This window comes from Massilia eburnea, from assembly GCF_050709955.1.
GTDB lineage: Bacteria > Pseudomonadota > Gammaproteobacteria > Burkholderiales > Burkholderiaceae_D > Rugamonas > Rugamonas eburnea_A.
In genome coordinates this window covers 47877-69844 of sequence record NZ_JBNZFX010000001.1, presented here as the reverse complement: position 1 = coordinate 69844, position 21968 = coordinate 47877, and the positions used below count along the sequence as shown (strand labels likewise).

General features: G+C 63.6%; 23 protein-coding genes. 15 read left to right on the top strand and 8 right to left on the bottom strand.

What is annotated here, in order from left to right; translation table 11 throughout:
• Window positions 1-20 precede the first annotated feature (20 nt).
• Window positions 21-212, bottom strand: coding sequence for a DUF1653 domain-containing protein (locus ACQ4MM_RS00355; RefSeq protein ID WP_431475492.1), 192 nt, complete (start codon window positions 210-212; stop codon window positions 21-23).
• Entirely contained in the window at window positions 209-850 is a 642-nt protein-coding gene (locus ACQ4MM_RS00350) for a LysE family transporter (RefSeq protein WP_431475491.1), read from the bottom strand. Before ACQ4MM_RS00350 ends, ACQ4MM_RS00355 begins: the two co-directional genes overlap by 4 nt.
• Window positions 851-957: 107 nt before the next feature.
• Between ACQ4MM_RS00350 and ACQ4MM_RS00345 the strand changes: the two genes are divergently transcribed.
• The 13 genes from ACQ4MM_RS00345 (at window position 958) to ACQ4MM_RS00285 (ending at window position 14056) form a co-directional block, all read left to right on the top strand.
• The gene (locus tag ACQ4MM_RS00345) at window positions 958-1887 is read left to right on the top strand and encodes a DUF808 domain-containing protein (protein ID WP_431475490.1); all 930 of its coding nucleotides are present in this window, start codon (window positions 958-960) and stop codon (window positions 1885-1887) included.
• A 44-nt stretch (window positions 1888-1931) separates the two neighbouring features.
• Window positions 1932-2339, top strand: coding sequence for an inner membrane protein YiaA (gene yiaA, locus ACQ4MM_RS00340; protein ID WP_431475489.1), 408 nt, complete (start codon window positions 1932-1934; stop codon window positions 2337-2339).
• A 110-nt stretch (window positions 2340-2449) separates the two neighbouring features.
• Window positions 2450-4102 carry a methyl-accepting chemotaxis protein gene (locus tag ACQ4MM_RS00335; RefSeq protein WP_431475488.1) on the top strand — a complete coding sequence of 551 codons (1653 nt, stop codon included), beginning with the start codon at window positions 2450-2452 and terminating at the stop codon, window positions 4100-4102.
• A 17-nt stretch (window positions 4103-4119) separates the two neighbouring features.
• Window positions 4120-5550, top strand: coding sequence for an oxygen-independent coproporphyrinogen III oxidase (hemN, locus tag ACQ4MM_RS00330; protein WP_431475487.1), 1431 nt, complete (start codon window positions 4120-4122; stop codon window positions 5548-5550).
• 7 nt (window positions 5551-5557) lie between these two features.
• Window positions 5558-6343 carry a sulfite exporter TauE/SafE family protein gene (locus tag ACQ4MM_RS00325; RefSeq protein WP_431475486.1) on the top strand — a complete coding sequence of 262 codons (786 nt, stop codon included), beginning with the start codon at window positions 5558-5560 and terminating at the stop codon, window positions 6341-6343.
• Window positions 6340-8787 carry a heavy metal translocating P-type ATPase gene (locus tag ACQ4MM_RS00320; protein ID WP_431475485.1) on the top strand — a complete coding sequence of 816 codons (2448 nt, stop codon included), beginning with the start codon at window positions 6340-6342 and terminating at the stop codon, window positions 8785-8787. The genes ACQ4MM_RS00325 and ACQ4MM_RS00320 overlap by 4 nt, the downstream gene beginning before the upstream one ends.
• Window positions 8788-8791: 4 nt before the next feature.
• The gene (ccoS, locus tag ACQ4MM_RS00315) at window positions 8792-8938 is read left to right on the top strand and encodes a cbb3-type cytochrome oxidase assembly protein CcoS (protein ID WP_431475484.1); all 147 of its coding nucleotides are present in this window, start codon (window positions 8792-8794) and stop codon (window positions 8936-8938) included.
• A 78-nt stretch (window positions 8939-9016) separates the two neighbouring features.
• Window positions 9017-10441, top strand: a complete 1425-nt coding sequence (gene ccoN, locus ACQ4MM_RS00310) for a cytochrome-c oxidase, cbb3-type subunit I (RefSeq protein WP_431475483.1) — start codon at window positions 9017-9019, stop codon at window positions 10439-10441.
• Between the two features lie 21 nt (window positions 10442-10462).
• Window positions 10463-11077 (top strand): cytochrome-c oxidase, cbb3-type subunit II, encoded by a 615-nt coding sequence (ccoO, locus tag ACQ4MM_RS00305; RefSeq protein ID WP_431475675.1) that lies wholly within the window; start codon window positions 10463-10465, stop codon window positions 11075-11077.
• Window position 11078: 1 nt separating this feature from the next.
• Complete coding sequence (locus tag ACQ4MM_RS00300) at window positions 11079-11225, top strand: cbb3-type cytochrome oxidase subunit 3 (protein ID WP_090435737.1); 147 nt, start codon at window positions 11079-11081, stop codon at window positions 11223-11225.
• The gene (gene ccoP / locus ACQ4MM_RS00295) at window positions 11218-12150 is read left to right on the top strand and encodes a cytochrome-c oxidase, cbb3-type subunit III (RefSeq protein WP_431475482.1); all 933 of its coding nucleotides are present in this window, start codon (window positions 11218-11220) and stop codon (window positions 12148-12150) included. The genes ACQ4MM_RS00300 and ccoP overlap by 8 nt, the downstream gene beginning before the upstream one ends.
• A 15-nt stretch (window positions 12151-12165) precedes the next feature.
• Entirely contained in the window at window positions 12166-13533 is a 1368-nt protein-coding gene (gene ccoG / locus ACQ4MM_RS00290) for a cytochrome c oxidase accessory protein CcoG (protein ID WP_431475481.1), read from the top strand.
• Between the two features lie 10 nt (window positions 13534-13543).
• Window positions 13544-14056, top strand: coding sequence for a FixH family protein (locus ACQ4MM_RS00285; RefSeq protein WP_431475480.1), 513 nt, complete (start codon window positions 13544-13546; stop codon window positions 14054-14056).
• Here ACQ4MM_RS00285 and ACQ4MM_RS00280 read toward each other — a convergent pair.
• Both ACQ4MM_RS00280 and ACQ4MM_RS00275 read right to left on the bottom strand, forming a co-directional pair.
• Window positions 14053-14571, bottom strand: coding sequence for an RNA polymerase sigma factor (locus ACQ4MM_RS00280; RefSeq protein ID WP_431475479.1), 519 nt, complete (start codon window positions 14569-14571; stop codon window positions 14053-14055). The genes ACQ4MM_RS00285 and ACQ4MM_RS00280 overlap by 4 nt on opposite strands.
• Window positions 14572-14781: a YgaP family membrane protein gene (locus ACQ4MM_RS00275; RefSeq protein ID WP_431475478.1), complete on the bottom strand. Its 210-nt coding sequence runs from the start codon at window positions 14779-14781 to the stop codon at window positions 14572-14574.
• 126 nt (window positions 14782-14907) lie between these two features.
• Here ACQ4MM_RS00275 and ACQ4MM_RS00270 point away from each other — a divergent pair, with 126 nt between their 5' ends.
• Window positions 14908-18024, top strand: coding sequence for a response regulator (locus ACQ4MM_RS00270; RefSeq protein WP_431475477.1), 3117 nt, complete (start codon window positions 14908-14910; stop codon window positions 18022-18024).
• Here the strand turns inward: ACQ4MM_RS00270 and ACQ4MM_RS00265 are convergent.
• Window positions 18021-18608, bottom strand: a complete 588-nt coding sequence (locus tag ACQ4MM_RS00265) for a YdeI/OmpD-associated family protein (protein ID WP_431475476.1) — start codon at window positions 18606-18608, stop codon at window positions 18021-18023. The genes ACQ4MM_RS00270 and ACQ4MM_RS00265 overlap by 4 nt on opposite strands.
• Window positions 18605-19483, bottom strand: coding sequence for a LysR family transcriptional regulator (locus ACQ4MM_RS00260; RefSeq protein WP_431475475.1), 879 nt, complete (start codon window positions 19481-19483; stop codon window positions 18605-18607). The genes ACQ4MM_RS00265 and ACQ4MM_RS00260 overlap by 4 nt, the downstream gene beginning before the upstream one ends.
• Window positions 19484-19573: 90 nt before the next feature.
• Here ACQ4MM_RS00260 and ACQ4MM_RS00255 point away from each other — a divergent pair, with 90 nt between their 5' ends.
• A complete protein-coding gene (locus tag ACQ4MM_RS00255) occupies window positions 19574-20446 on the top strand; it encodes a DMT family transporter (RefSeq protein WP_431475474.1) in 873 nt (290 codons plus the stop codon).
• Here the strand turns inward: ACQ4MM_RS00255 and ACQ4MM_RS00250 are convergent, their stop codons facing one another.
• Together ACQ4MM_RS00250 and ACQ4MM_RS00245 are read right to left on the bottom strand one after the other, a co-directional pair.
• Window positions 20447-21064 (bottom strand): nitroreductase family protein, encoded by a 618-nt coding sequence (locus ACQ4MM_RS00250; protein ID WP_431475473.1) that lies wholly within the window; start codon window positions 21062-21064, stop codon window positions 20447-20449.
• Entirely contained in the window at window positions 21064-21927 is an 864-nt protein-coding gene (locus ACQ4MM_RS00245) for an EamA family transporter (RefSeq protein ID WP_431475472.1), read from the bottom strand. Before ACQ4MM_RS00245 ends, ACQ4MM_RS00250 begins: the two co-directional genes overlap by 1 nt.
• Window positions 21928-21968 lie beyond the last annotated feature (41 nt).

Sequence of the window (21968 nt, the reverse complement as noted above, 5' to 3'; positions counted from 1 at the left end):
GACGCAAGTTACAAATAATTTCAAATCGGGGTGAAGCGCTGCACCTTTTTGCCTTCCACCTCGATGATTTCGAAGAAAACCTCGCGTGGGCGGCACCAGATGGAACCGTTGGCGGCCTTGTACACGATCATCGTGCTGTGGTCGGATTCCAGCGTGGCTTCACACACCAGCTCGTAAAGACCGCCTTTGTAATGCCGGAACTGGGTGCTCATGCCTGGGCCGCTCCCCGCTTGACGAAGAACAGGGCGCCACCGATAAACATCAGAAGACTGCCGAATACGCGATTTTGCATCTTGATGGCGGCGGCTTCACGGAAGAAACGCTGCATTGACGACGCCAGGAAGGCGTAGCCATGCATCACCACCAGGTCGATCACGAACATCGTCGCGGCCAGGATGGCCAGCTGCGGCAGCACCGGCGCATGCTGGTTGATGAACTGCGGCAGCACGGCCACCATGAAAATGATGCCCTTGGGGTTGGTGGCATTGGTCAGGAAACCGGTCATGAAGCGCTTGCGGAACGACGGCAGCGCCGCTTGCGCCACCTGGACGCCCTGGCCGGCGGCGACTTTGGCGCGCCACTGGCTGATGCCCAGCCAGATCAGATACAGGGCGCCGACCGTCTTCACCACGCTGAAGGCGAATTCAGAGGCGAGCAGCAGGGAGCCAACGCCCGCGCCGGCAATCGCCAGCACCAGCAGCAAGCCCAGCTGAAGGCCGAGGATGGTGGCGGAGGTGCGCTTCACGCCATACGACAGGCCATGCGACATCGACAACACGGCGCCCGAACCGGGCGACACGGCAATGATGCAGGCAGCGATGACAAAGGTGATCCAGGTGGTGAAAGTCATGACCGATTACCGACGAATAAAAAGTTCATTGTAGCGTTGAAGGTGCCCGCTCACAGCGGCGGCATGTTAGATTGTCGATCCTGTAATTTTTCTTTGGAGTTATACGAATGGCCGGTTCCAGCCTGCTTGCACTGATCGACGATATTGCCACCATCCTGGATGACGTGGCTGCCATGAGCAAAGTGGCGGCCAAGAAGACCGCGGGTGTGCTGGGCGACGACCTGGCGCTGAACGCGCAGCAGGTTGCCGGCGTGCAAGCCGACCGTGAACTGCCTGTGGTTTGGGCAGTAGCGAAGGGTTCTATGATCAACAAGGCGATCCTGGTGCCTGCTGCGCTGGCAATCAGCTATTTCGCGCCATGGGCGATCACGCCGTTGCTGATGCTGGGCGGTGCCTACCTGTGCTTTGAAGGTTTCGAGAAGATTGCCCACAAATTCCTGCACTCGCAGGCGGAAGACGAGCAGCACCACAAGGAATTGCTGGATGCCAACCAGAGTGTTGACCTGGCGGCAATGGAAAAGGAAAAAGTGAAGGGTGCCGTGCGCACCGACTTCATCCTGTCGGCCGAGATTATCGTGATCGCCCTGGGCACCGTAGCGGCCGCAACCTTCCTGCAGCAGGTGACCGTGCTGGTTGGTATCGCCGTCGTGATGACCATTGGCGTGTACGGCCTGGTAGGCGCCATCGTCAAGATGGACGATGCCGGTCTCTACCTGACCAAGCGCGCCGGTGCCGGCGTGCAGGCCCTGGGCCGTCTGCTGTTGTCCGCCGCGCCCAAGCTCATGAAATTCCTGTCGGTGGCAGGTACCGTGGCGATGTTCATGGTCGGCGGCGGCATCCTGACCCACGGCATCCCTGGTGCGCATGACGTGATCCACCACGCTGCCGAAGCGGCCGGCGCAGTGGGCGGCGTTGGCCCCCTGCTGGCTGCCGTCACGCCGTCGGTGCTGGACGCCATCGGCGGTGTGATTGCCGGCGCCATCGTGCTGGCCATCGTCACCATCGGCGGCAAATTGTTGAGCTCGGTCAAGCGCTAAGCGCCGGGCTGGCCGCACACTGTAATTTTTAACAAGGAGACCCTATGTCGACCCATAACCGACCTTCCGGCGCCTTTGTCGGCGCCTCCTGGACCGCCTTGCTGCTGGGCGCAGCGGCCTTCGTCGCAGGCCTGTGGAATGCCCAGATGGCACTGAACGAGAAGGGTTATTACCTGACGCTGCTGCTATACGGCCTGTTTGCGGCCGTATCGCTGCAAAAATCAGTGCGCGACAAGGTGGAAGGTGTCCGCGTGTCGAATATGTACTTTGGCCTGTGCTGGATTTCCACCGCATCCGCCATTCTGCTGCTGGGCGTCGGCCTGTGGAATGCCAACCTGGCACTCAGCGAAAAAGGCTTTTATGGCATGGCTTTCGCGCTGAGCCTGTTCGCTGCCGTGGCGGTACAGAAGAACGTTCGTGACAGTTCGGCAATCCCGGCCGACGCAGCCTGACAGGCCAACCCCGCCAGATTTGATCTACATCATTAAAAAAGCGCGCCTAAGTCCCTAGACTTATCCCTGTGATCTTGCGTTATAGCAAGAAAGTCAACAGGGGGCGCGCGATGCGTAAGAATGTACCGGTAAGCAATCAGGAAGTAGAGCTGGACGAAGACCAGGCGATCGTCTCCAAGACTGACCTGGAAGGCCATATCGTCTACGTCAATCCTTACTTCGAGCACATCAGCGGCTTTTCCGCCGCGGAACTGATTGGCCAGCCACAAAACATCATCCGCCACCCGGACATGCCACCGGAAGCGTTTGCCGACCTGTGGCAAACCATCCGCGCCGGCATCCCCTGGACCGGCCTGGTGAAAAACCGCTGCAAGAACGGCGATTTCTACTGGGTCAAGGCGAATATCACCCCGATCAAGGAAAACGGCCGCAGCACCGGCTATATGTCGGTGCGCACCAAGGCTGAGCGCGGCCAGATTGCCGCCGCAACCGAGGCTTACCGCAAGATCAACGCCGGCGACCGCACTATCCGCATCAAGAATGGCCAGATCGTGCGCCTGGGCCTGTCGAACGTGATGGCGCGCCTGAGCCATGTATCGCTGGCGATGCGCATCTGGCTGGCCACCAGCGTGGTCAATGTGCTGCAGATCGCCGTCTGCGTCGCCGCACTGTTTGCCGACGGCACCAGCGAACTGACGCGCTGGGGCATCTTCGGCGCCACCGCTTTCGGTTTCCTGATCAACGTCTTCCTCTGGTACACGCTGCGTACCAGCATGCTGCAGCCGCTGCACCGTGCACTGGACGGCGCCCGCCTGATCGCCGCCGGCGACCTGACCGGCGCTTTCGATACCGACAGCACCGACGAAATGGGCCAGTTGCTGCGCGCCCTGCAGCAGATGAATAACAACCTGATCGCCACCATCCGCGACGTGCGCTTCAATATCGACGCAATGGCCGTGGCGACCCAGCAGATCGCCGCCGGCAATGCGGACCTGGCCGGCCGTACCGAGTCGCAGGCCGCCAGCCTGGAAAAGACCGCGTCAAGCATCGAAGAATTCTCTTCGACCGTGAAGGCGAATGCCGAGAACTCGATGGAAGCGAACACGCTGGCGGTCAGCGCTTCCGACGTGGCAGAACAGGGCGGCGAGATCGTCTCCGAAGTGATTGCGACCATGGACGAGATCAACTCCTCTTCCAGGCGCGTAGTCGACATCATCGGCCTGATCGAAGGGATCGCTTTCCAGACCAATATCCTGGCGCTGAACGCGGCAGTCGAAGCAGCGCGTGCCGGTGAACAGGGCCGCGGCTTCGCCGTGGTGGCAAGCGAAGTGCGCAACCTGGCACAACGTTCCTCCGCTGCCGCCAAGGACATCAAGCAACTGATCGAGATCTCGGTGGAAAAGGTCAGCACCGGCATGGAACGCGCACAACGCGCCGGCGCCACCATGGACCAAGTGGTGAACTCGGTCAAGCAGGTCACCACCATCATGCACGAGATTTCCACCGCATCGCGCGAGCAGAGCGTCGGCGTGGACCAGGTCAACCAGGCCGTCAACCACATGGACCAGGTGACGCAGCAGAACGCCGGCCTGGTGGAAGAAGCTGCCGCCGCCGCGGTCAGCCTGGCCGATGAAGCCGGCCACCTGCGCGACGCTTTCAGCCTGTTCAAATTTGAACGCACCCGCCACGCGCGCCTGGCGGCTGTTAATTCGGCACGCGGCGCGCAGCAAACGCGCCAGGCACCTAAACGCCTGGCCGCCTAATCCCGAACGAGAAAATTATGAATACCATTGCAGAACCAACCGTACAGTTTGATGCAGAGCTGATCAGCCGCATGAGCACTTCCGGCCCGCGCTACACCTCGTATCCGACGGCCGACCGCTTCAAGCCGGACTTCAGCTACTCCAGCTTCCTCGAGGCGCAAGCCAACTTGCGCATGCGCGGCGCACGCGCACCGCTGTCGCTGTATGTGCATATCCCATTCTGCAACGTGGTTTGCTACTACTGCGCCTGCAACAAGGTGGTGACCAAGGACCGCAGCAAGGCGGTGACCTACCTGGGCTACCTGAAACAGGAAATCGATATGCAGGGCAAGCTGTTCGCCGGCATGAACCGCGTGGAGCAGCTCCACTTCGGCGGCGGCACCCCAACCTACCTGAGCGACGAGCAAATGGGCGAGCTGCTGGCGCACATGCGCAAGCACTTCGAATTCGCGCCGGACGAAGAGGGCGAGTACTCGATTGAGATCGATCCGCGCACCGTCGATGCGGAGCGCATCCACACGCTGCGCAAGCAGGGCTTCAACCGCGTCAGCATGGGCGTGCAGGACTTCGACCCGGTGGTGCAGAAGGCGGTCAACCGCATCCAGCCGGCCGAGGAAACCCTGGCGGTGATCCAGGCTGCGCGCGACGCCGGCTTCCGCTCCATCAGCGTGGACCTGATTTACGGCCTGCCGAAACAGAGCATGACCACCATGCAGGCGACGATGGACAAGGTGATCGAGGCCAATCCCGACCGCATCGCGCTGTACAACTACGCGCACATGCCGCACCTGTTCAAGCCGCAGCGCCGCATCGCAGAAGACGAATTGCCAACGCCTGCCGTGAAGCTCGACATGCTGGCATTGTGCATCGAGCGCCTGACCCAGGCCGGCTATGTCTACATCGGCATGGACCATTTCGCCAAGCCGGACGACGACCTGGCCGTGGCTCAGCGCCAGGGTCGCCTGCACCGCAACTTCCAGGGCTACTCGACCCACGCCGAGACCGACCTGGTGGCGCTGGGCGTTTCGGCCATCAGCTCGGTGAACGGCACTTACAGCCAGAACGAGAAAACCCTGGACGAATACTATGCGCGCCTGGATGAAGGCCGCCTGCCAATCGCACGCGGCTACGCGATGGACAACGACGACCTGCTGCGCCGCATGGTGATCCAGAACCTGATGTGCAACTTCGAACTGTCGATTTCGGCGCTGGAACTGGGTTACCCGATCCGCTTCAAGCAATACTTCGCCAAGGAACTGCAAAAGCTGCGCGAATTCGAGCGCGATGGATTGCTGTCGATCGAGGACGACTGGATCTCCATCTCGCCGAAGGGCCGCCTGCTGATCCGCAATATCTGCATGGTGTTCGACCGCCACCTGGCTGCCGACCGTGCCGCGGGTACTGCGCCGGGGCAGGTGCATCCGCTGCGCTTCTCGCGCACGATCTGAGAGGGCCATGAACCTGCTGCCCATCCTGATTGCCGGCCTGGCCGGCAGTGTGCATTGTGCCGGCATGTGCGGTGGCATCGTCAGCGCGTTCAGCGTTGGCGGTCCATCCGCCATGCCGGCGCGCACGCGCGTGATCCCGATCGCGCGCATGGGCACGGGCGGCACCGCCACCATGGCCTGGGCCGGCGCCAGCGCAGGCGAGGTTGGCCACGTGTTGGCCTATAACACCGGCCGCATTGGCAGCTACATGCTGGCCGGCGCGCTAGCCGGCGGCATTGCCGGCAGCGTCGCCAGCCTGGCGCGGATGGCCTCGGCACAACTGCTCGCTTACTGGATGGCCAACCTGATGCTGGTTGCGATGGGCCTGTACCTGATGGACGCCTGGCGCGGCCTGGCACGCGTCGAAGCAGCCGGCGGCATCCTGTGGCGCCGCGTGCAGCCGCTGCTCAAGCCGCTGGTTCCGATGGATACGCCGCTGAAGGCGCTGGCACTGGGCGGCCTGTGGGGCTGGGTGCCCTGCGGCATGGTGTACAGCATGCTGCTGACTGCCATGCTGGCCGGCTCGGCGCTCGATGGCGCGCTGGTGATGGGCGCCTTCGGCCTGGGCACGTTGCCGATGCTGCTGGCGATGGGCATGGCGGGCTCCAGGCTGCGCCAGTACTTGCAGAAACGTTCGGTGCGCGTGGCCTGTGGCCTGCTGGTGCTGGGCTTCGGCGTGCTGGGCCTGGCCCGCGCCGCCGGCGGCGGCCAGCACGCATGGTTCGATGTCCTTTGCCTGACGGTGCAGCCATGATGATGAATGAAATTGCGGCCTGCTTCCATTGCGGCCAGCCGGTGGCGGCAAGCGCCGACTGGCATGTACGCATAGAAGGCGTCGAGCGCGCCATGTGCTGTCCTGGCTGCGCGGCAGTTGCGCAAACCATTGTCGATATCGGCCAGACCAGCTATTACCGCGAGCGCACCGGCTTCGCCGCGCCTGGCGACGCAGGCGCGGCGGCCGCGCTGGTGCCGGCCGCGCTGGCACTGCCGGAAGACGACCCGAACATCATGAGCGATGGCGATGCGCGCGAAACCACCTTGCTGGTGGAAGGCATCCGCTGCGCCGCCTGTGTGTGGCTGATCGAACATCGCCTGCGCCAGGTAGACGGCGTGCAGCAGGCCAACCTCAATGTCGCAACCGAAAAGCTGTTCATCCGCTGGCATAAGGACAAGACCACCGCCGCTGCGCTGCTGGAAGCGGTGCGCAGCATCGGCTACAACGCCTGGCCTTACGACACCACCCGCCACGACGCGCAACTGCAGAAGGCCAGCCGCACGCTGGGCCGCCAGCTCTTCGTGGCGGGCCTGTCGATGATGCAGGTGATGATGTACGTGGCTCCCGAATACATGGCTGGCGACGACGGCACGCTGGACGCCGGCATGGCGAGCCTGATGCGCTGGGCCAGCCTGCTGCTGACGCTGCCCGCAATCGCCTACTCCGCCCAGCCTTTCCTGAAGGGCGCCTGGTCCAGCCTGAAGGCCCGCGTGCCGGGCATGGACGTGCCGGTGGCGCTGGGCATCATGGCCGCCTTCATCGGCAGCGCGGTGTCGACCTTCCGCGGCTACGGCGAGGTGTATTACGACTCGGTCACCATGTTCATCTTCCTGCTGCTGGCCAGCCGCTACCTGGAAATGGTGGCGCGCCGCAAAGCGTCCAGCGCCTTGTCGCGCCTGCACCATGGCGTGCCGGAGATGGCGCAGCGGCTGGCCGCCTGGCCGGACCTGCGCGATGCCGCCACCGTGCCGGCCAGCACGCTGATCGCCGGCGACCATATCATCGTCAAAGGCGGCGAGGCCGTGGCGGCCGATTGCGTGGTGGTGGAAGGCAGCACGGCTGTCGACCTGTCGCTGCTGACCGGCGAGAGCGCCCCGCAGCGGAAGGTGGTTGGCGATGCGGTTCCCGGCGGAGCGGTCAACGCCGGCAGCCCCGTGGTGCTGCGCGTCGAGAAGCCAGCCCGGGAAAGCACGCTGGCCGGCTTGCTCAAGCTGATTGAACGCGCCGGCAGCGCCAAGCCCCGGATCGCGCAATGGGCCGACCGGACTGCCTCCTGGTTCGTGGCTGCACTGCTGCTGTTCGCGGCCGCCAGCTTCGGGTTCTGGAGCTGGCACGACGCAGCGCGCGCATGGCCGGTGGCGATTGCCGTGCTGGTCGTGTCCTGCCCATGCGCCTTGTCGCTGGCGACGCCGTCGGCGCTCGCTGCGGCGACTGACCGCCTGCTTGGCAAGGGGGTGCTGGTGGTGCAGCCGCATGTGCTCGAGACTTTTCATCGCGCCACGCATATCGTGTTCGACAAGACTGGCACACTAACCGAAGGCCGTCCAACCGTGCAGAGCGTCGATGCGATCGACGGCACGCGGATCATTGGCGTCCTGCGCGTGGCGGCCGCACTGGAAGCCGGCAGCGCGCACCCGATTGCGCGGGCCATCAGCGCTTCCGCCGACGCTCATGGGGCCGGCGCGGCCAGCGCCACCGGACTGCAGGAACTGGCCGGGCAGGGCATGGAAGGCATGGTGAACGGCGTTCGCTACCGACTCGGAACCGCGGCTTACGTTGCCGGCATCGCGGGCAGCCCCGTGCCACCTTGCGGCCAGGCCGCCGCGCATGACGCACCGATGACGACCGTGTGGCTGGGCATGCATGGACGCTGGCTGGGACGCTTCCTGATCTCGGACGCACTGCGGCCGGATGCGCTGCAGACGATCGGATACTTCCAGCGGCTCGGCAAGAAAGTCGTGCTGCTTAGCGGCGACCAGCAGGCGCTGGCCGAAAGCGTGGCGGGGCAGCTGGGCATCAAGGAAGCCATCGGCGACTGCCTGCCGGACGAAAAGCTGGCCTACGTGCAAGCCCTGCAAGCGCACGGCGGCGTAGTGGCAATGGTCGGCGACGGCATCAACGACGCCGCGGTGTTGAGCGCCGCCGATGTTTCCTTTGCAATGGGCAGCGGTGCAATCCTGGCGCAAGTGCACGCCGACTGCGTGCTGCTCGACGCCCGCCTGCCGCTGCTGGCCGATACCGCCCGCAGCGCAGCCAGAACCATGAGCGTGATCCGCCAGAACCTGGCCTGGGCCACGCTGTACAACATTGTTGCCATTCCGGCAGCGGCGTTCGGCGTGCTCAATCCATGGCTGTCCGGCGTCGGCATGGCCGCCAGCTCCGCCATCGTCGTCCTCAATGCGCTTCGGCTGCGCAGGAGTTAATAAAATGGAATCGCTATACCTTCTTATCCCCCTCAGCGTCGGTCTGGTTTTCGGCGCGCTGTGGCTGTTTTTCAAGGCCTCGGATGACGGCCAATTCGACGATCTTGAAGGTCCTGCCATCCGAGTTTTGCAGGACAACGACCGGATTTGATCCACGTCATGTTTTTTTGAAGTGCTCCTAGGTAACCTTTGACATATCTCATCAAAGTATCTGCCTGGAGAATTCAAAGTGGATCAATCACTGGACTACAACTACAAGGTCGTGAAGCAATTCGCGATCGCCACCATATTGTGGGGCGTGGTGGGCATGCTGGTCGGCGTCATCATCGCCGCCCAACTGGCCTGGCCCGCCCTCAACCTGGACATCCCCTGGCTGACCTACGGCCGCCTGCGTCCCCTGCACACCAATGCAGTGATCTTCGCCTTCGGCATCAGCGGCCTGTTCGCCACCTCGTACTACGTGGTCCAGCGCACCTGCCAGGTGCGCCTGTTCTCCGACAAGCTGGCTGCCTTCACCTTCTGGGGCTGGCAAGCCGTGATCCTGGCCGCCGTGGTCACCCTGCCAATGGGCTACACCCGTGGCAAGGAATACGCGGAACTGGAATGGCCGATCTCGATCCTGATCGCCCTGGTGTGGATCGCCTACGCCATCGTGTTCTTCGGCACCCTCATCAAGCGCAAGGTCAAGCACATCTACGTCGCCAACTGGTTCTTCGGCGGCTACATCCTGGCGGTGACCATCCTGCACGTTGTGAACGGCATGAGCATGCCGGCTTCGCTGTTCAAGTCCTACTCCATGTACACCGGCGTACAGGACGCGATGATCCAGTGGTGGTACGGCCACAATGCGGTGGGCTTCATCCTGACCGCCGGCTACCTGGGCATGGTCTACTACTTCATCCCGAAACAGGCCGAGCGTCCCGTGTACTCCTACAAGCTGTCGATCGTGCACTTCTGGGCGCTGATCTTCACTTACATGTGGGCCGGTCCGCACCACCTGCACTACACCGCGCTGCCTGACTGGGCGCAATCGCTGGGCATGGTGTTCTCCCTGATCCTGCTGGCGCCAAGCTGGGGCGGCATGATCAACGGCATGATGACCCTCTCGGGCGCATGGCACAAGCTGCGCACCGACCCGATCCTGAAGCTGATGATCGTGTCCCTGTCCTTCTACGGCATGGCCACCTTCGAAGGCCCGATGATGTCGATCAAGACCGTCAACGCGCTGTCGCACTACACCGACTGGGGCATCGCCCACGTTCACGGCGGCGCACTGGGCTGGGTGGGCTTCATCACCATGGGCTCGATCTATTACCTGATCCCACGCATGGCCGGCCAGACGAAGATGTACAGCACCAGGCTGATCGACCTGCACTTCTGGGTCGCCACCATCGGCATCGTCCTGTATATCGCCGCGATGTGGATTGCCGGTGTGATGCAAGGCCTGATGTGGCGCGCAGTGAATGCCGACGGCACCCTGACCTACACCTTCGTGGAAAGCGTGAAAGCGACCTACCCGTATTACGTGGTGCGATTCCTGGGCGGCCTGCTGTACCTGGCCGGCATGTGCGTCATGGCCTACAACACCTGGATGACCCTGAAGGGCCGCGAAACCACCCGCGCACGCATCCCTGAACTGGGCCTCGCGGCGTAACGGAGCATATCGGAGCAAATGATGAAATTTTCCCATGAATGGATTGAAAAGAACCCCTGGCTGCTGATCGCGCTGGTCACTTTGGTGGTGTCGGTAGGCGGCGCGGTGGAGATCATTCCGTTGTTCTTCCAGAAGTCGACCACGGAGCCGGTGGCGGGACTGAAGCCTTACTCCGCATTGCGCCTGACCGGCCGCGACATCTATGTGCGCGAAGGCTGCTACACCTGCCACTCGCAGATGGTGCGTCCGTTCCGCGCCGAGACCGAGCGCTACGGCCACTACTCGGTGGCGGGCGAGTTTGTATATGACCGCCCGTTCCAGTGGGGCTCCAAGCGCACCGGTCCCGACCTGGCGCGCGTTGGCGGCCGCTACAGCGACGAATGGCACCGCACCCACCTGAACAACCCGCGCGACGTGGTGCCGGAATCGAATATGCCTAACTATCCGTGGCTGGCGCAGAACAAGCTGAAGCCGGAAGACGTGGTGCCGAAGATGCGCGCGCTGAAGCGCATGGGCGACCCGTACACGGAAGAAGAAATCGCCGCCGCGCCGGCCGAACTGGCCAACAAGACGGAAGAGGATGCACTGGTGGCTTACCTGCAAGGCCTGGGCACCCTGATCAAGACGAGGAACTGAAATGGAAAACTTTTTTGGCAATGCGAGCAATGTGATGACGGTGGTATCGTTCCTCACCTTCCTCGGCATCGTATGGTGGGCCCAGCGCGGCAACTGGGAAGAAGCAGCCAAGCTGCCTTTCGCAGACGAGGAGAAGGACCATGGCTGATTTCACCAGCGAATTCTGGAACCTGTACGTTGTAGTCCTGACTGTCATCGGCATCGTCGGCTGCGGCGTGCTGCTGTGGTCCCAGTCGTCCGTCAAAGGTTCGGCCCTGAAATCGGTAGACGGCAAGGTCGGCACCACCGGCCATATCTGGGACGAAGACCTGACCGAGCTGAATACGCCGATGCCGCGCTGGTGGATGTGGCTGTTCTACCTGACCATCGCTTTCGCCATCGGCTACCTGTGGCTGTACCCGGGCCTGGGCAGCTACCAGGGCTCGCTGGGCTGGACTTCCGCCAAGGAGCACAAGGAAGAACTGGCCAAGGCCGAGAAGGACTACGGCCCGCTGTTCGACAAGTACAAGGGCCAGGACTTGAAAGCCGTAGCGGCAGACCCGCAGGCGCACGCCATTGGCGAACGCCTGTTCCTGACCTACTGCGCGCAGTGCCACGGCTCTGATGCGCGCGGCAACAAAGGCTTCCCTAACCTGGCCGACAAGGACTGGCTGCACGGTGGCGATCCCGACACCATCAAGCTGACCATCATGAAAGGCCGCCACGGCGTGATGCCTCCGATGGGCGCGGCAGTGGGCTCGGAAAAGGACATCGAGAACGTGACGCAGTATGTCCTGAGCCTGTCGGACAGCACGCACGACCCGATCAAGTCGGTCATGGGCAAGTCGAAATTCAGCGCCTGCATGGCCTGTCACGGCGCGGGCGGCAAGGGCAACCCGATGCTGGGCGCGCCTAACCTGAGCGACAAGACCTGGCTGTACGGCGGCAGCGCTGAAACGATCATGGAAACCATCCGCAAGGGCCGCAACAACACCATGCCTGCATTCGAGGACTTCCTCGGAGAAAGCAAAGTGCACGTGCTGGCCGCCTACGTATGGGGCCTGTCCAACCCTCCAGTCACAGCGATGAAATAGCAGTAAGGTTGTCTTATGAATGCCCCCGCACCACAGGTCATCAAGATGTACGCCAAGCGCGAGGATATCTTCCCGCGCGAGGTGAAAGGCCATTACACCAACCTGCGCTGGATCTGCCTGATCCTGACGCAGCTGGTCTTCTACGGCACGCCCTGGTTGCAATGGAATGGCCGCCAAGCCATCCTGTTCGACCTGATGACGCGCAAGTTCTACATCTTCGGCCTGGTCTTGTGGCCGCAGGACTTCATCTACTTGGCAGCCATGCTGATCGCCTGTGCCTGGGGGCTGTTCCTGGTCACGGCGGTGGCGGGGCGCGTCTGGTGCGGCTTCTCCTGCCCGCAAACGGTCTACACGGAGATGTTCCTGTGGATCGAGCGTAAATTCGAAGGCTCGCGCAGCGCGCAAATGCGCCTTGCGAAAGAGTCGATGTCGTTCAACAAGGCATGGCGCAAGGGCGGCAAGCATCTCGCCTGGCTGCTGCTGGCCTTGTGGACCGGCTTCACCTTCGTTGGCTACTTCTCGCCTATCGGCACCCTGGCATTTGAAGCGCTGACCTTCAACTTCGGCCCATGGGAATGGTTCTGGGTCGGCTTCTACAGCCTGGCCACCTACGGCAATGCGGGATGGCTGCGCGAGCAGGTGTGCAAGTACATGTGCCCATATGCCCGCTTCCAGAGCGCGATGTTCGACCGCGATACGCTGATCATCACCTACGACGAAAAACGCGGCGAACCACGCGGCCCGAAATCGGAAGGCTCGTGCATCGACTGCTCGCTGTGCGTGCAGGTTTGCCCGACCGGCATCGACATCCGCAAAGGGCTGCAGTACGAGTGCATCGGCTGCGCCGCCTGCATCGACGCCTGCGACATCGTGATGGACAAGATCGAACAGCCGCGCGGCTTGATACGCTACAGTACCGACCGCGCGATGGCACTGGGCCTGAGTGCGAAAGAAATCCGCAAGCGCGTGATGCGTCCGCGCGTGCTGCTGTACACCGGCGGGCTGCTGCTGTTCATTGTCGCCGTGTTCACCACCCTGGCGCTGCGCACGCCGCTGAAGATGGACGTGATCCGCGACCGTGGCTCGATGGGCCGCGAAGTGGAGAACGGCATGATCGAGAACGTGTACCGCCTGCAGATCATGAACACCACCGAGCAAGGCCATACCTACCGGATCCATGCCAGCGGCATCGATACGCTGCAGGTAGCCGTGCCCGACACCGTGGAAGTGGGCCCGACCGAAACCCGCGCCGTGCCGATCCGCCTGCGTGTCGAGCACGGCAAGGGCGAGACCGGTTCCAACAAGATTGCGATTGAACTGACGGCACTGGACGATCCTGCGCTGGCCGTCAAGGAAAAAGCGGTATTCATCGTGCCGCGCTAAGGAGTGAGAAATGAATGCAGTTGCTGAAGCACCCTGGTATACCCACCGCTGGCCGTGGCTGTTGATGCTCGGCCCCGCCGTTGTGGCGGTGGCCGGCATCGCCACCAGCTATGTCGCCTTCACCAGCCAGGATGCGCTGGTGGTCGGCGACTATTACAAGCAAGGCAAGGCGATCAACCAGGACTTGCGCCGCGACCATGCCGCTGCGGCGCTCGGCCTGTCGATCGAACTGCGCTACGACGCAGCCGAAGGCCTGCTGCACGGCCATGTCGGCAGCGCCAGGCCGCTTGCCGACGAAACGCTGTCCGTCCGCCTGCAACACGCCACCCAGCCCAATCGCGACATGGTGCTGATGGCCCGTCCAGATGCGCAAGGCAATTTCAGCGTGGCCTTGCCGATGCTGGAGCGCTCGCGCTGGCAAGTGCTGGTCGAAGGCAAGCAGCGCGACTGGCGCCTGGAAGGTGCATGGCAATGGCCAAGCGCGCGCGAAATAGCGATCCGGGCCGACGCCGGCGCACCTTAGCCGACCAGGTATTCGCGTGCCAGCGTGCGCGCACGATGCAGGCGGCTCTTGGTGGCCGCCGTCGTCAGCCCAAGTTGCTGCGCGATCTCCGCGATGCTCAGCTCCTCGAAGTCACGCAACAGCACGATCTGCAGGTAATCGTGCGGCAGCGATTCCAGCGCCTGCACCAACTCCGTCCGCAAGCCCGCATCGTCCTGCGACGCGAGCCACTGCTCCGCGCGCTCCTCGTCGTAGGGGTCGTAGTTCAGGGCGCGCCGGCCCAGACGGCGGCATTCGCGCTGCACCACCTTGAACAGCCAGCCGGAGAACGCCGCCAGCACCTTCAGCGACGACAGGCGGCGCGACATCACCAGCAGCACCTCCTGCACCGCATCATCCACATCGCTGATCAGGCAATTGCGCTGGGCATAGCGGCGGATATCGGGCTGGCATACCGCAAGCAGCTTGGCCAGCGCCTGCGGATCACCGCCGTGAGCGGCCTGCAGCACCGGCCGGTGCTGTTCAAGAAGTGCCATTTATCGTTTCGCCTTATCCAGTTTGCGGCCCACCATGGCGCAGGCAGGGCAGAAGCCAAACAGCCCTGACAGGACGATGCCCGCCGCCGACAGTGCCACAGCCGTGCCCCACGGGCCGCCCAGGGCCAGCACGCTCCATACCGCCACGGCCAGTCCGGCAATCACGCGCAAGGCGCGCTCCCAAGTTGGTACATTTTTAACATAGAACATTTTGCACTCCTTTTCGCAATGGGAGGGAAATTCCTCACCTGCTAAGAGAAGCCGATGCAGCATTTGGATTCGCGGTTACAAAAATAAATTACACTAGCCAGCAGCCCCCTCGCCCAAAGGACGTCGATGAAGCCTCTCGGGATCAATGTGAAGGTCGCTCTTGCCACCAGCATCACGTCGATCGTGATGATCGCGGTGGTGACCGTCTTGCAGGCGCAACGCCTGCGCGAGGACTTCACCAAGGTGCTGTTTGCGCAGCAGGACGCCCTGATCGCCCGCACGGCAGAAGACCTGGACGACAAGCTGACCGCCCTGCTGGACGTGATCGCCCAGTCGGCGCGCAAACAGCCGCGCAGCCTGATGAACGATCCCGCCGCCCTGCGCAACTGGTACGAGGAGCGTGCCATGCTGTCGATGTTCGACGACGTCATCGTGATCGATGGCGCCGGCACGGTGGTGGCCGACGTGCCGCGGATCATGGGCAGGGAACAGGTCTCCGTGGCCGACCGCGAGTACTTCAAGAAGGTGCTCGATACCCGCAAACCGCTGATTGCAGGGCCGATCAAGAGCCGCGTCAGCGGACAGCCCATTGTGCAGATGGTGGCGCCTATCCTGGACGACCGTGGCAAGGTGGTTGGCGTGCTGGCCGGCGTGCTGCGGCTGTACAAGGACAATATGCTGGGCCACCTGCGCACCGCCAAGGTAGGCAAGACCGGCTACTACTTCGCCGTGACGCTCGGCGAACCTTCGATCTACGTGGTGCATCCCGACGCCAGCCGCATACTGCAGCCGCGGGCAGCGAATGCCAACCCCGCGACTACCCGAGCCATGCGGGAAGGCTTCGAAGGCACGGTCCTCAGTACCAATTCTGCCGGGGTGCCAGGCGTTAGCAGCTATCGGCGGCTGAAATCGACCGATTGGGTGCTTGCCTCCATTTTGCCGGTGCATGAGGCGTTCGAGCCGTTTGAGGGCGTGCGGCTGCATCTTCTGGCCTGGGGCGTAGCCGCCTCGGTGATTGCCGCGCTGCTGATCGGCTGGATCACGCTGTATCTGCTGGCGCCTGTGGCCAGGCTGCGAAATGCCATCCAGGACCTGCGCGCAACGCCCGGCGCGTTCACCCCGATTCCCGTCACCCGCAAGGATGAAATCGGCGAGCTGACCGAGGCCTTCAATAGCCTGATGCAGGAGCGGCAGGCGGCCGAAAGCCACTCGCAAACCCTGATGGCGGAAGCCGACCTGCGCGCTGCGGAGCTGGAGCAGGAACGCGACCGCGCCGAAGCGGCCAACCGCGCCAAGAGCGACTTCGTGGCCAATATGAGCCATGAGATCCGCACGCCGATGAATGCGGTGCTGGGCATGGTGTATTTGTTGGGGAATACCTCGCTCAGCGCGCAGCAGCGCAAGTACCTGACCATGATCCGTACTTCGGGCCAGTCTTTGCTCGGCATCCTGAACGACGTGCTGGACTTCTCCAAGATCGAGGCGCGCCGCATGGAGCTGGCGCCGATCGACTTCGACCTGGACGAGGCAATGGCAACCCTGGCCACCACCATGACCATGAATGCCGGCGACAAGGAGCTGGAACTGGCCATCGTGGTGGCGCCCGACGTGCCGAAGCTGCTGCATGGCGACGCGCTGCGGCTGCAACAGATCCTGACCAACCTGGCCAGCAATGCGATCAAGTTCACCGAGCAGGGCGAGGTGGTGGTCACAGTGAAGACGGCGGTGCGGGTGGCCGATCGCGTGCTGTTGTGCTTTGAGGTGCGCGATACCGGCATCGGCATGACGGAGCAACAGACCACGCAGTTGTTCAATGCCTTCTCGCAGGGCGACGAGAGCATCACACGCCGCTTTGGCGGCACCGGCCTGGGGCTCGCCATCACGCGCCGCCTGGTGGAACTGATGGGCGGACAGGTGCAGCTCCAGACCGTCCCGGGCGAAGGCAGCCACTTCTCGTTCGAACTGTGGTTCGGCATGCTGCCGGAGCGCAGCGAGGTGCGGCGCCTGCCATCGATCGGCCCGCTGAACGTCCTGGTGGCGGACGACAACAGCACCAGCCGCACCATGATTGCCCAACTGCTGCGCGCCTGGGGCTGGGACGCGGACGAAGTGGATTCGGGCGACGCGGCGCTGCAGCGCTTCCGCCAGCAACTGGCCGGAGCGCATCCTTACGATGTGGTGCTGACCGACTGGCACATGCCAGGTTCGGATGGCTACGCCTCGGCCCGTGAGATCCGGCGCGCTGCCGAGGGCCATCGCCAGCCCATCGTGGTCACCATCAATGCCTTCGCGCGCGCCCAGGTCGACGACATCGCCAGCACGCCGGAAGCGGACGTGGTGCTGGTCAAGCCGATCACCGCATCGAGCCTGTTCGATGCCATGCACCAGGCGCTGGCTGCGACCAGCGGCGGCGAGGATGCTTCGGCGTCGGCCTCCTCGCTGGGCAATCGCCTGCGCGGCGTGCATTTCCTGCTGGTCGAAGACAACCTGCTGAACCAGGCTGTGGCGCGCGGCATCCTGGAACTGGCCGGTGCAACGCTCGACGTGGTGGGCGATGGCCAGCAGGCTGTGGATATCCTGCGCGCCAACGCCAGCCAATACGACATTGTGCTGATGGACATGCAGATGCCGGTGCTGGATGGTTTCAGCGCCACGCGCATGATCCGCGATGAATTGAAACTGGACCTGCCGGTGATTGCCATGACCGCGGGTGTATTGGCTTCGGAACGGCACCGCTGTACCGAGGCCGGTATCACCGATTTCATTGCCAAGCCGGTGGTGATCGAGGAGATGATGGAAGTGATCGAGCACAACTTGCGCAGGGTTCCGGGGCGCTCGCAGGCGGCGAATGACGCTTCAACGGCAGTCCCTGAGCAGGCGCCGTCGGAGCAGGTGTTCAGCATGGACAGCCTGATGCGCGTGATGGGCAAGGACCAGAAGGGCCGGGCGGTGATGTTCAAGATGGTGCGCGGTGCGCTGGAAGGCGGACTGCAGCCGATGGACGATGCCGATGCCGCCATGCGCGCGGGACGTCCCGGCGAGGCGGCGCGCATCCTGCATAGCCTGCGCGGTGCGGTCGGCGTGCTGGGGGCGAAGCGGCTGGTGAAGGCCACGCTGGATGCCGAGTCGGCGATCCGGATCGGCAATCCGGATAACATGCCCGGCATGCTGGCTGCCGTGCGCTACGAGCTGGAACAAGTGCTGACGCACGGGCGCCGCTGGCTGGAGCAGGAGGACCGCTAGGCCTGCGGGTAGATGGTTTCGCCGCGTTCCAGCATGGCCACGAATTCGCCGATCCGCCTGGCTCGCGTCTCGGCACGCTTGGCCTGGTGCGTGCGGAACAGGATCGCATAGCGGTTTTGCGAGCTGAGGGTTGCAAACCTGGCGGCCGCCTTTGGGCTGGCATCCAGCGCCACCTGCAGGTCGGCCGGCACTTGCGCCGCGCTCCACGAATCGTACGCCGCCTCCCAGCGGCCATCCTGCTTCGCCCGCTCGACTTCCGCCAGCCCGGCTGGCTGCATGAGTCCCTGCTCGACCAGCGCGGCCACTTTATCGCGGTTGATCTTGGACCAGATGCTGCGCTTTGCGCGCGGCGTGAACTTTTGCAGCCAGTATTGCTGGTCAATGCTCTTCTTCTGCCCATCGATCCAGCCGAAGCACAGTGCCGCATCCAGCGCTTCCGGGTACTGCACCGACGATTCGGGCGCGCCCTTCTTGGCGATCTTCATCCACACGCCGGGCGAAGCGGCGTGCTGCTTCTGCAGCCATGTCCACCATGTTTTACCAGTAGCGAACATGAGCTGTTCCAGTTCGGGTTTTCCACTCATAACTTGACCTTTCGTGCGACTTCGACAAATGCCTTGGCGGCCGGCGATGCCTGCGCCAGGTTACGCAGTGCCAGTCCGACGCGGCGCCGCACCGGCGGCGAAAACGGCCGCACCGCGATATTCGGATGGCTGGCGGCCAGGTCGGCCGGCAGCGCCAGTTCCGCCATGCCGGACACGCCATTGCCACGCGCCACCATGCCCAGCACGGTCAGCACCTGCGACATGCGATAACGCACCTGCGGGCACAGGCCCTGCGCGGCGAACAGCGGCTCGATCAAGGTAGAGCAGCCGGCATCGGGCATGATAAACGGTTCGTTTGCCAGGTCGTGCGCGCTGACGGATTTCTTGGCCGCCAGCCGATGGCCGGCCGGCAGCAACGCCACCATCTGGTCTTCCACCAGGTCGACGGTATCGAAGCGCTCGTCGGGCTGCTGGATAAAGCCGATATCGACGCGGCGGTCGAGAATCCATTGCAGCGTATCGTCGTCGGTGCCTTCGTCGATGCGCACTTCGATGCCCGGGTAACGCTTCTGGAAGACATCGAGGATGGCGGGAATCAGCTTGAGCGACGAAGTGGGGCCGAAAGAGCCGATGCGCAGCAAGCCCAGGTTCAAGCCGCTGGCCGCTGCGACTTCCTGCCGCATCGATTCGGCCAGGCCGAGGATTTCGCGGGCGCGCACTAGCAGGCGCTTGCCCAGCTCCGTCACGTCGGCCGTGGCGCCCTGGCGCTCGATCAATTGCACGCCCAGTTCCTGTTCCAGCGACTTGATGGCGTGCGAAATGGCGGACTGGCTTACCCCGAGGCGCAGCGCTGCGGCGGTAAAGCCGCGCAATTCCGCCACCAGGGCAAAGATTTCCAGTTGGGTGAATGTCATAAATGCCTCATGAGCTTTTCCTCATTTTTCTATGAGCAAGGATTAGCATTAATGTATAACCTCCTTCACTGACACGCAAGGCCCACTGCCATGATCTACCTGAAACTGATCGCCTGCACCCTGATCTGGGGCGGCACCTTTATCGCCGGCCATATTGTCTCGAATGCACTGCCGCCCCTGGTGGCAGCCTCCATCCGGTTCTCGATTGCGGCGGCGCTGCTGCTGGTGCTGGCCTGGAAGCGCGAAGGCGGCCTGCCGAAACTGTCGCTGCAACAGTTCGGCGCCACGGCGGCGCTGGGCTTGACCGGTATTTTCCTGTACAACTTCTTCTTCTTTTCCGCGCTGGGCAAGATGGAAGCCAGCCGCTCGGCACTGTTTATCGCGATGAATCCCATCGTCACGGCGCTGGCCGCGGCCGCTGTGCTGCGCGAACGCCTGAACTGGCAAAAATGGGCGGGCATCGGGATTGCCTTCGTCGGCGTAACAGTGCTGATTACCCGCGGCGAGCCAATGGCCGCCCTGCATGACATCGGCCAGTCGATCGGCGTCGGTGAATTGATGATGCTGGGTGCCGCCTCGTGCTGGGCCGCCTACACCCTGGTCGGTCGCGCCGCACTGAAAGGCCTGTCGCCGATTGCTGCCACCACTTACGCCTCGCTGTGGGGCCTGGGTTTCCTGCTGATCACCGCCTCGCGCGAACTGCCGGACGTGGCCTGGGCTTCGCTGGGCTGGCAGGTATGGGTTTCCGTCACCTACCTGGGCGCCTTCGGCACCGTGGTGGCGTTCGTCTGGTGGTATGAGGGCGTGAAAGCGCTTGGCCCGGCACGCACGGCGGTGTTCAACAACCTGGTGCCGGTCTTCGGTGTGTCGCTCGCCGCGCTGATGCTGGGCGAGCAGGTGATGGCATCGATGATTGCCGGCGGCCTGCTGGTGGCCACCGGCGTGACGATCACCAACCGGTAGTCAAGCGTAGCGCAGCACGTCGTCCAGCGGGCGGCGTGGCTTTTGCGGCCAGTTGCCCTGGGCCGCGTGGCCGACGGCGACCAGCATTACCGGTACTTCGTCCGCGCCCAGGCCGAAGGCGGCATGCACGGCTTCCGCATCGAAGCCGGTCATGGCGCAGCTCGACAGGCCCATGCCCTCGGCGGCGAGAATCATGGTCATCCCTGCCAGAGAGGCGGAGCGCAAGGCTTCGTCGCGCTGGGCGCGTTCGTCGCCGTTCATCGAGCCCTGCGCCATGCGGGTCCAGCTATCAACAACCGGTTGGATAAGTATGCCTTTATCCACAGCCGGTTTCAGCGCAGCGGCGACCTGGTCATGCGCCTTCAGGGTGCCACTGATGATGAAGGTCACCGGCGCATCCACAACTTTCTGCTGGCCGAAGGACAGGTCGCGCAATTTTTCACGCGCCTCTTGCGAGCGAACGGCGACGAACTGCCAGTTCTGGACGTTGTAGGCGGATGGCGCCAGCGTCGCCAGCCGCGCCAGCTCTGCTACCTGTGCATCGCTGACCGGCGCCGCCGGGTCGAAATAGTTGGCCGAAACGCGGGATTCGATCAGGTCCTTGATTGCCTTGTTCATTATTTTGCCTCCTGCAGTTTGAGTTGAAGTGTCAGTACGCTGCCAAGCACCACGGCCAGGCCGATCATTGCGGTGCCGCCCAGCTTTTGGCCAAGCAAGGCCCAGCCCAGGATCACGGCGGTGGCGGGGCTCAGCAAGCCAAGCGAGGACACGGCGACCGGCGACAGGCGGCTCAGGCCACGGAACCACAGCAGGTAGGCCACCAGGGCTCCCACCAAAGTCAGGTAGCTGTAGCCAAGAATTTCGCTGGTGGCCAGCGAGGCAGGCAGCGGCGGGTCGGCCAGCAGCGCCAGCGGCGCCAGCATCAGGCCACCCAGCAGCAACTGCCAGCCGGCCAGTTCGACCACCGGCAGCCCGGTTTTCCAGCGGCGCGCCAGCCAGGTGCCGACGGCCATGCTGAGAGCGCCAGCCAGCGCTGCGCCGACGCCCAGCGCATCCCAGCGGGCGGAGGGCGACAGCAGCAGTGCGCCCATGCCGGCCACGCCAACCGCCGCAGCGCCGAGTGCCGCCCACTGCGGCCGGCGGCCGTCCCAGCCCCAGGCCAGGCCCATGATCACGATTGGCTGGATGGCGCCCAGCACCGCGGCCAGGCCGCCCGGCAGGCGGTAAGCGGCCACGAACAGCAAGGCCTGGAAGGCGCCGATATTCAATGCCGCCAGCACGGCCACGCGCCACCACAGGTGGCGGGCCAGCATGCGGCCGGCAAACAGCACCAGCAGCAAGCCGGCCGGCAGGGCGCGCACGGCGGCGGCGGTGAATGGGCGCCCGGCGGGCAGGATTTCAGTGGCGACGATATAGGTCGAGCCCCAGATGACGGGGGCCAGCGCGGTGATCGCGGTATCGGCGAGGGGGAATTTTTTCATGGCTGCCAAATTATCTTGAAGTCGAGATAAATCGAAGTATA

Excerpts from the sequence above, each read along its gene's own strand:
- ACQ4MM_RS00355 (WP_431475492.1), bottom strand. The coding sequence starts at position 212 with ATGAGCACCCAGTTCCGGCATTACAAAGGCGGTCTTTACGAGCTGGTG.
- ACQ4MM_RS00350 (WP_431475491.1), bottom strand. The coding sequence starts at position 850 with ATGACTTTCACCACCTGGATCACCTTTGTCATCGCTGCCTGCATCATT.
- ACQ4MM_RS00345 (WP_431475490.1), top strand. The coding sequence starts at position 958 with ATGGCCGGTTCCAGCCTGCTTGCACTGATCGACGATATTGCCACCATC.
- yiaA (WP_431475489.1), top strand. The coding sequence starts at position 1,932 with ATGTCGACCCATAACCGACCTTCCGGCGCCTTTGTCGGCGCCTCCTGG.
- ACQ4MM_RS00335 (WP_431475488.1), top strand. The coding sequence starts at position 2,450 with ATGCGTAAGAATGTACCGGTAAGCAATCAGGAAGTAGAGCTGGACGAA.
- hemN (WP_431475487.1), top strand. The coding sequence starts at position 4,120 with ATGAATACCATTGCAGAACCAACCGTACAGTTTGATGCAGAGCTGATC.
- ACQ4MM_RS00325 (WP_431475486.1), top strand. The coding sequence starts at position 5,558 with ATGAACCTGCTGCCCATCCTGATTGCCGGCCTGGCCGGCAGTGTGCAT.
- ACQ4MM_RS00320 (WP_431475485.1), top strand. The coding sequence starts at position 6,340 with ATGATGATGAATGAAATTGCGGCCTGCTTCCATTGCGGCCAGCCGGTG.
- ccoS (WP_431475484.1), top strand. The coding sequence starts at position 8,792 with ATGGAATCGCTATACCTTCTTATCCCCCTCAGCGTCGGTCTGGTTTTC.
- ccoO (WP_431475675.1), top strand. The coding sequence starts at position 10,463 with ATGAAATTTTCCCATGAATGGATTGAAAAGAACCCCTGGCTGCTGATC.
- ACQ4MM_RS00300 (WP_090435737.1), top strand. The coding sequence starts at position 11,079 with ATGGAAAACTTTTTTGGCAATGCGAGCAATGTGATGACGGTGGTATCG.
- ccoP (WP_431475482.1), top strand. The coding sequence starts at position 11,218 with ATGGCTGATTTCACCAGCGAATTCTGGAACCTGTACGTTGTAGTCCTG.
- ccoG (WP_431475481.1), top strand. The coding sequence starts at position 12,166 with ATGAATGCCCCCGCACCACAGGTCATCAAGATGTACGCCAAGCGCGAG.
- ACQ4MM_RS00285 (WP_431475480.1), top strand. The coding sequence starts at position 13,544 with ATGAATGCAGTTGCTGAAGCACCCTGGTATACCCACCGCTGGCCGTGG.
- ACQ4MM_RS00280 (WP_431475479.1), bottom strand. The coding sequence starts at position 14,571 with ATGGCACTTCTTGAACAGCACCGGCCGGTGCTGCAGGCCGCTCACGGC.
- ACQ4MM_RS00275 (WP_431475478.1), bottom strand. The coding sequence starts at position 14,781 with ATGTTCTATGTTAAAAATGTACCAACTTGGGAGCGCGCCTTGCGCGTG.
- ACQ4MM_RS00270 (WP_431475477.1), top strand. The coding sequence starts at position 14,908 with ATGAAGCCTCTCGGGATCAATGTGAAGGTCGCTCTTGCCACCAGCATC.
- ACQ4MM_RS00265 (WP_431475476.1), bottom strand. The coding sequence starts at position 18,608 with ATGAGTGGAAAACCCGAACTGGAACAGCTCATGTTCGCTACTGGTAAA.
- ACQ4MM_RS00260 (WP_431475475.1), bottom strand. The coding sequence starts at position 19,483 with ATGACATTCACCCAACTGGAAATCTTTGCCCTGGTGGCGGAATTGCGC.
- ACQ4MM_RS00255 (WP_431475474.1), top strand. The coding sequence starts at position 19,574 with ATGATCTACCTGAAACTGATCGCCTGCACCCTGATCTGGGGCGGCACC.
- ACQ4MM_RS00250 (WP_431475473.1), bottom strand. The coding sequence starts at position 21,064 with ATGAACAAGGCAATCAAGGACCTGATCGAATCCCGCGTTTCGGCCAAC.
- ACQ4MM_RS00245 (WP_431475472.1), bottom strand. The coding sequence starts at position 21,927 with ATGAAAAAATTCCCCCTCGCCGATACCGCGATCACCGCGCTGGCCCCC.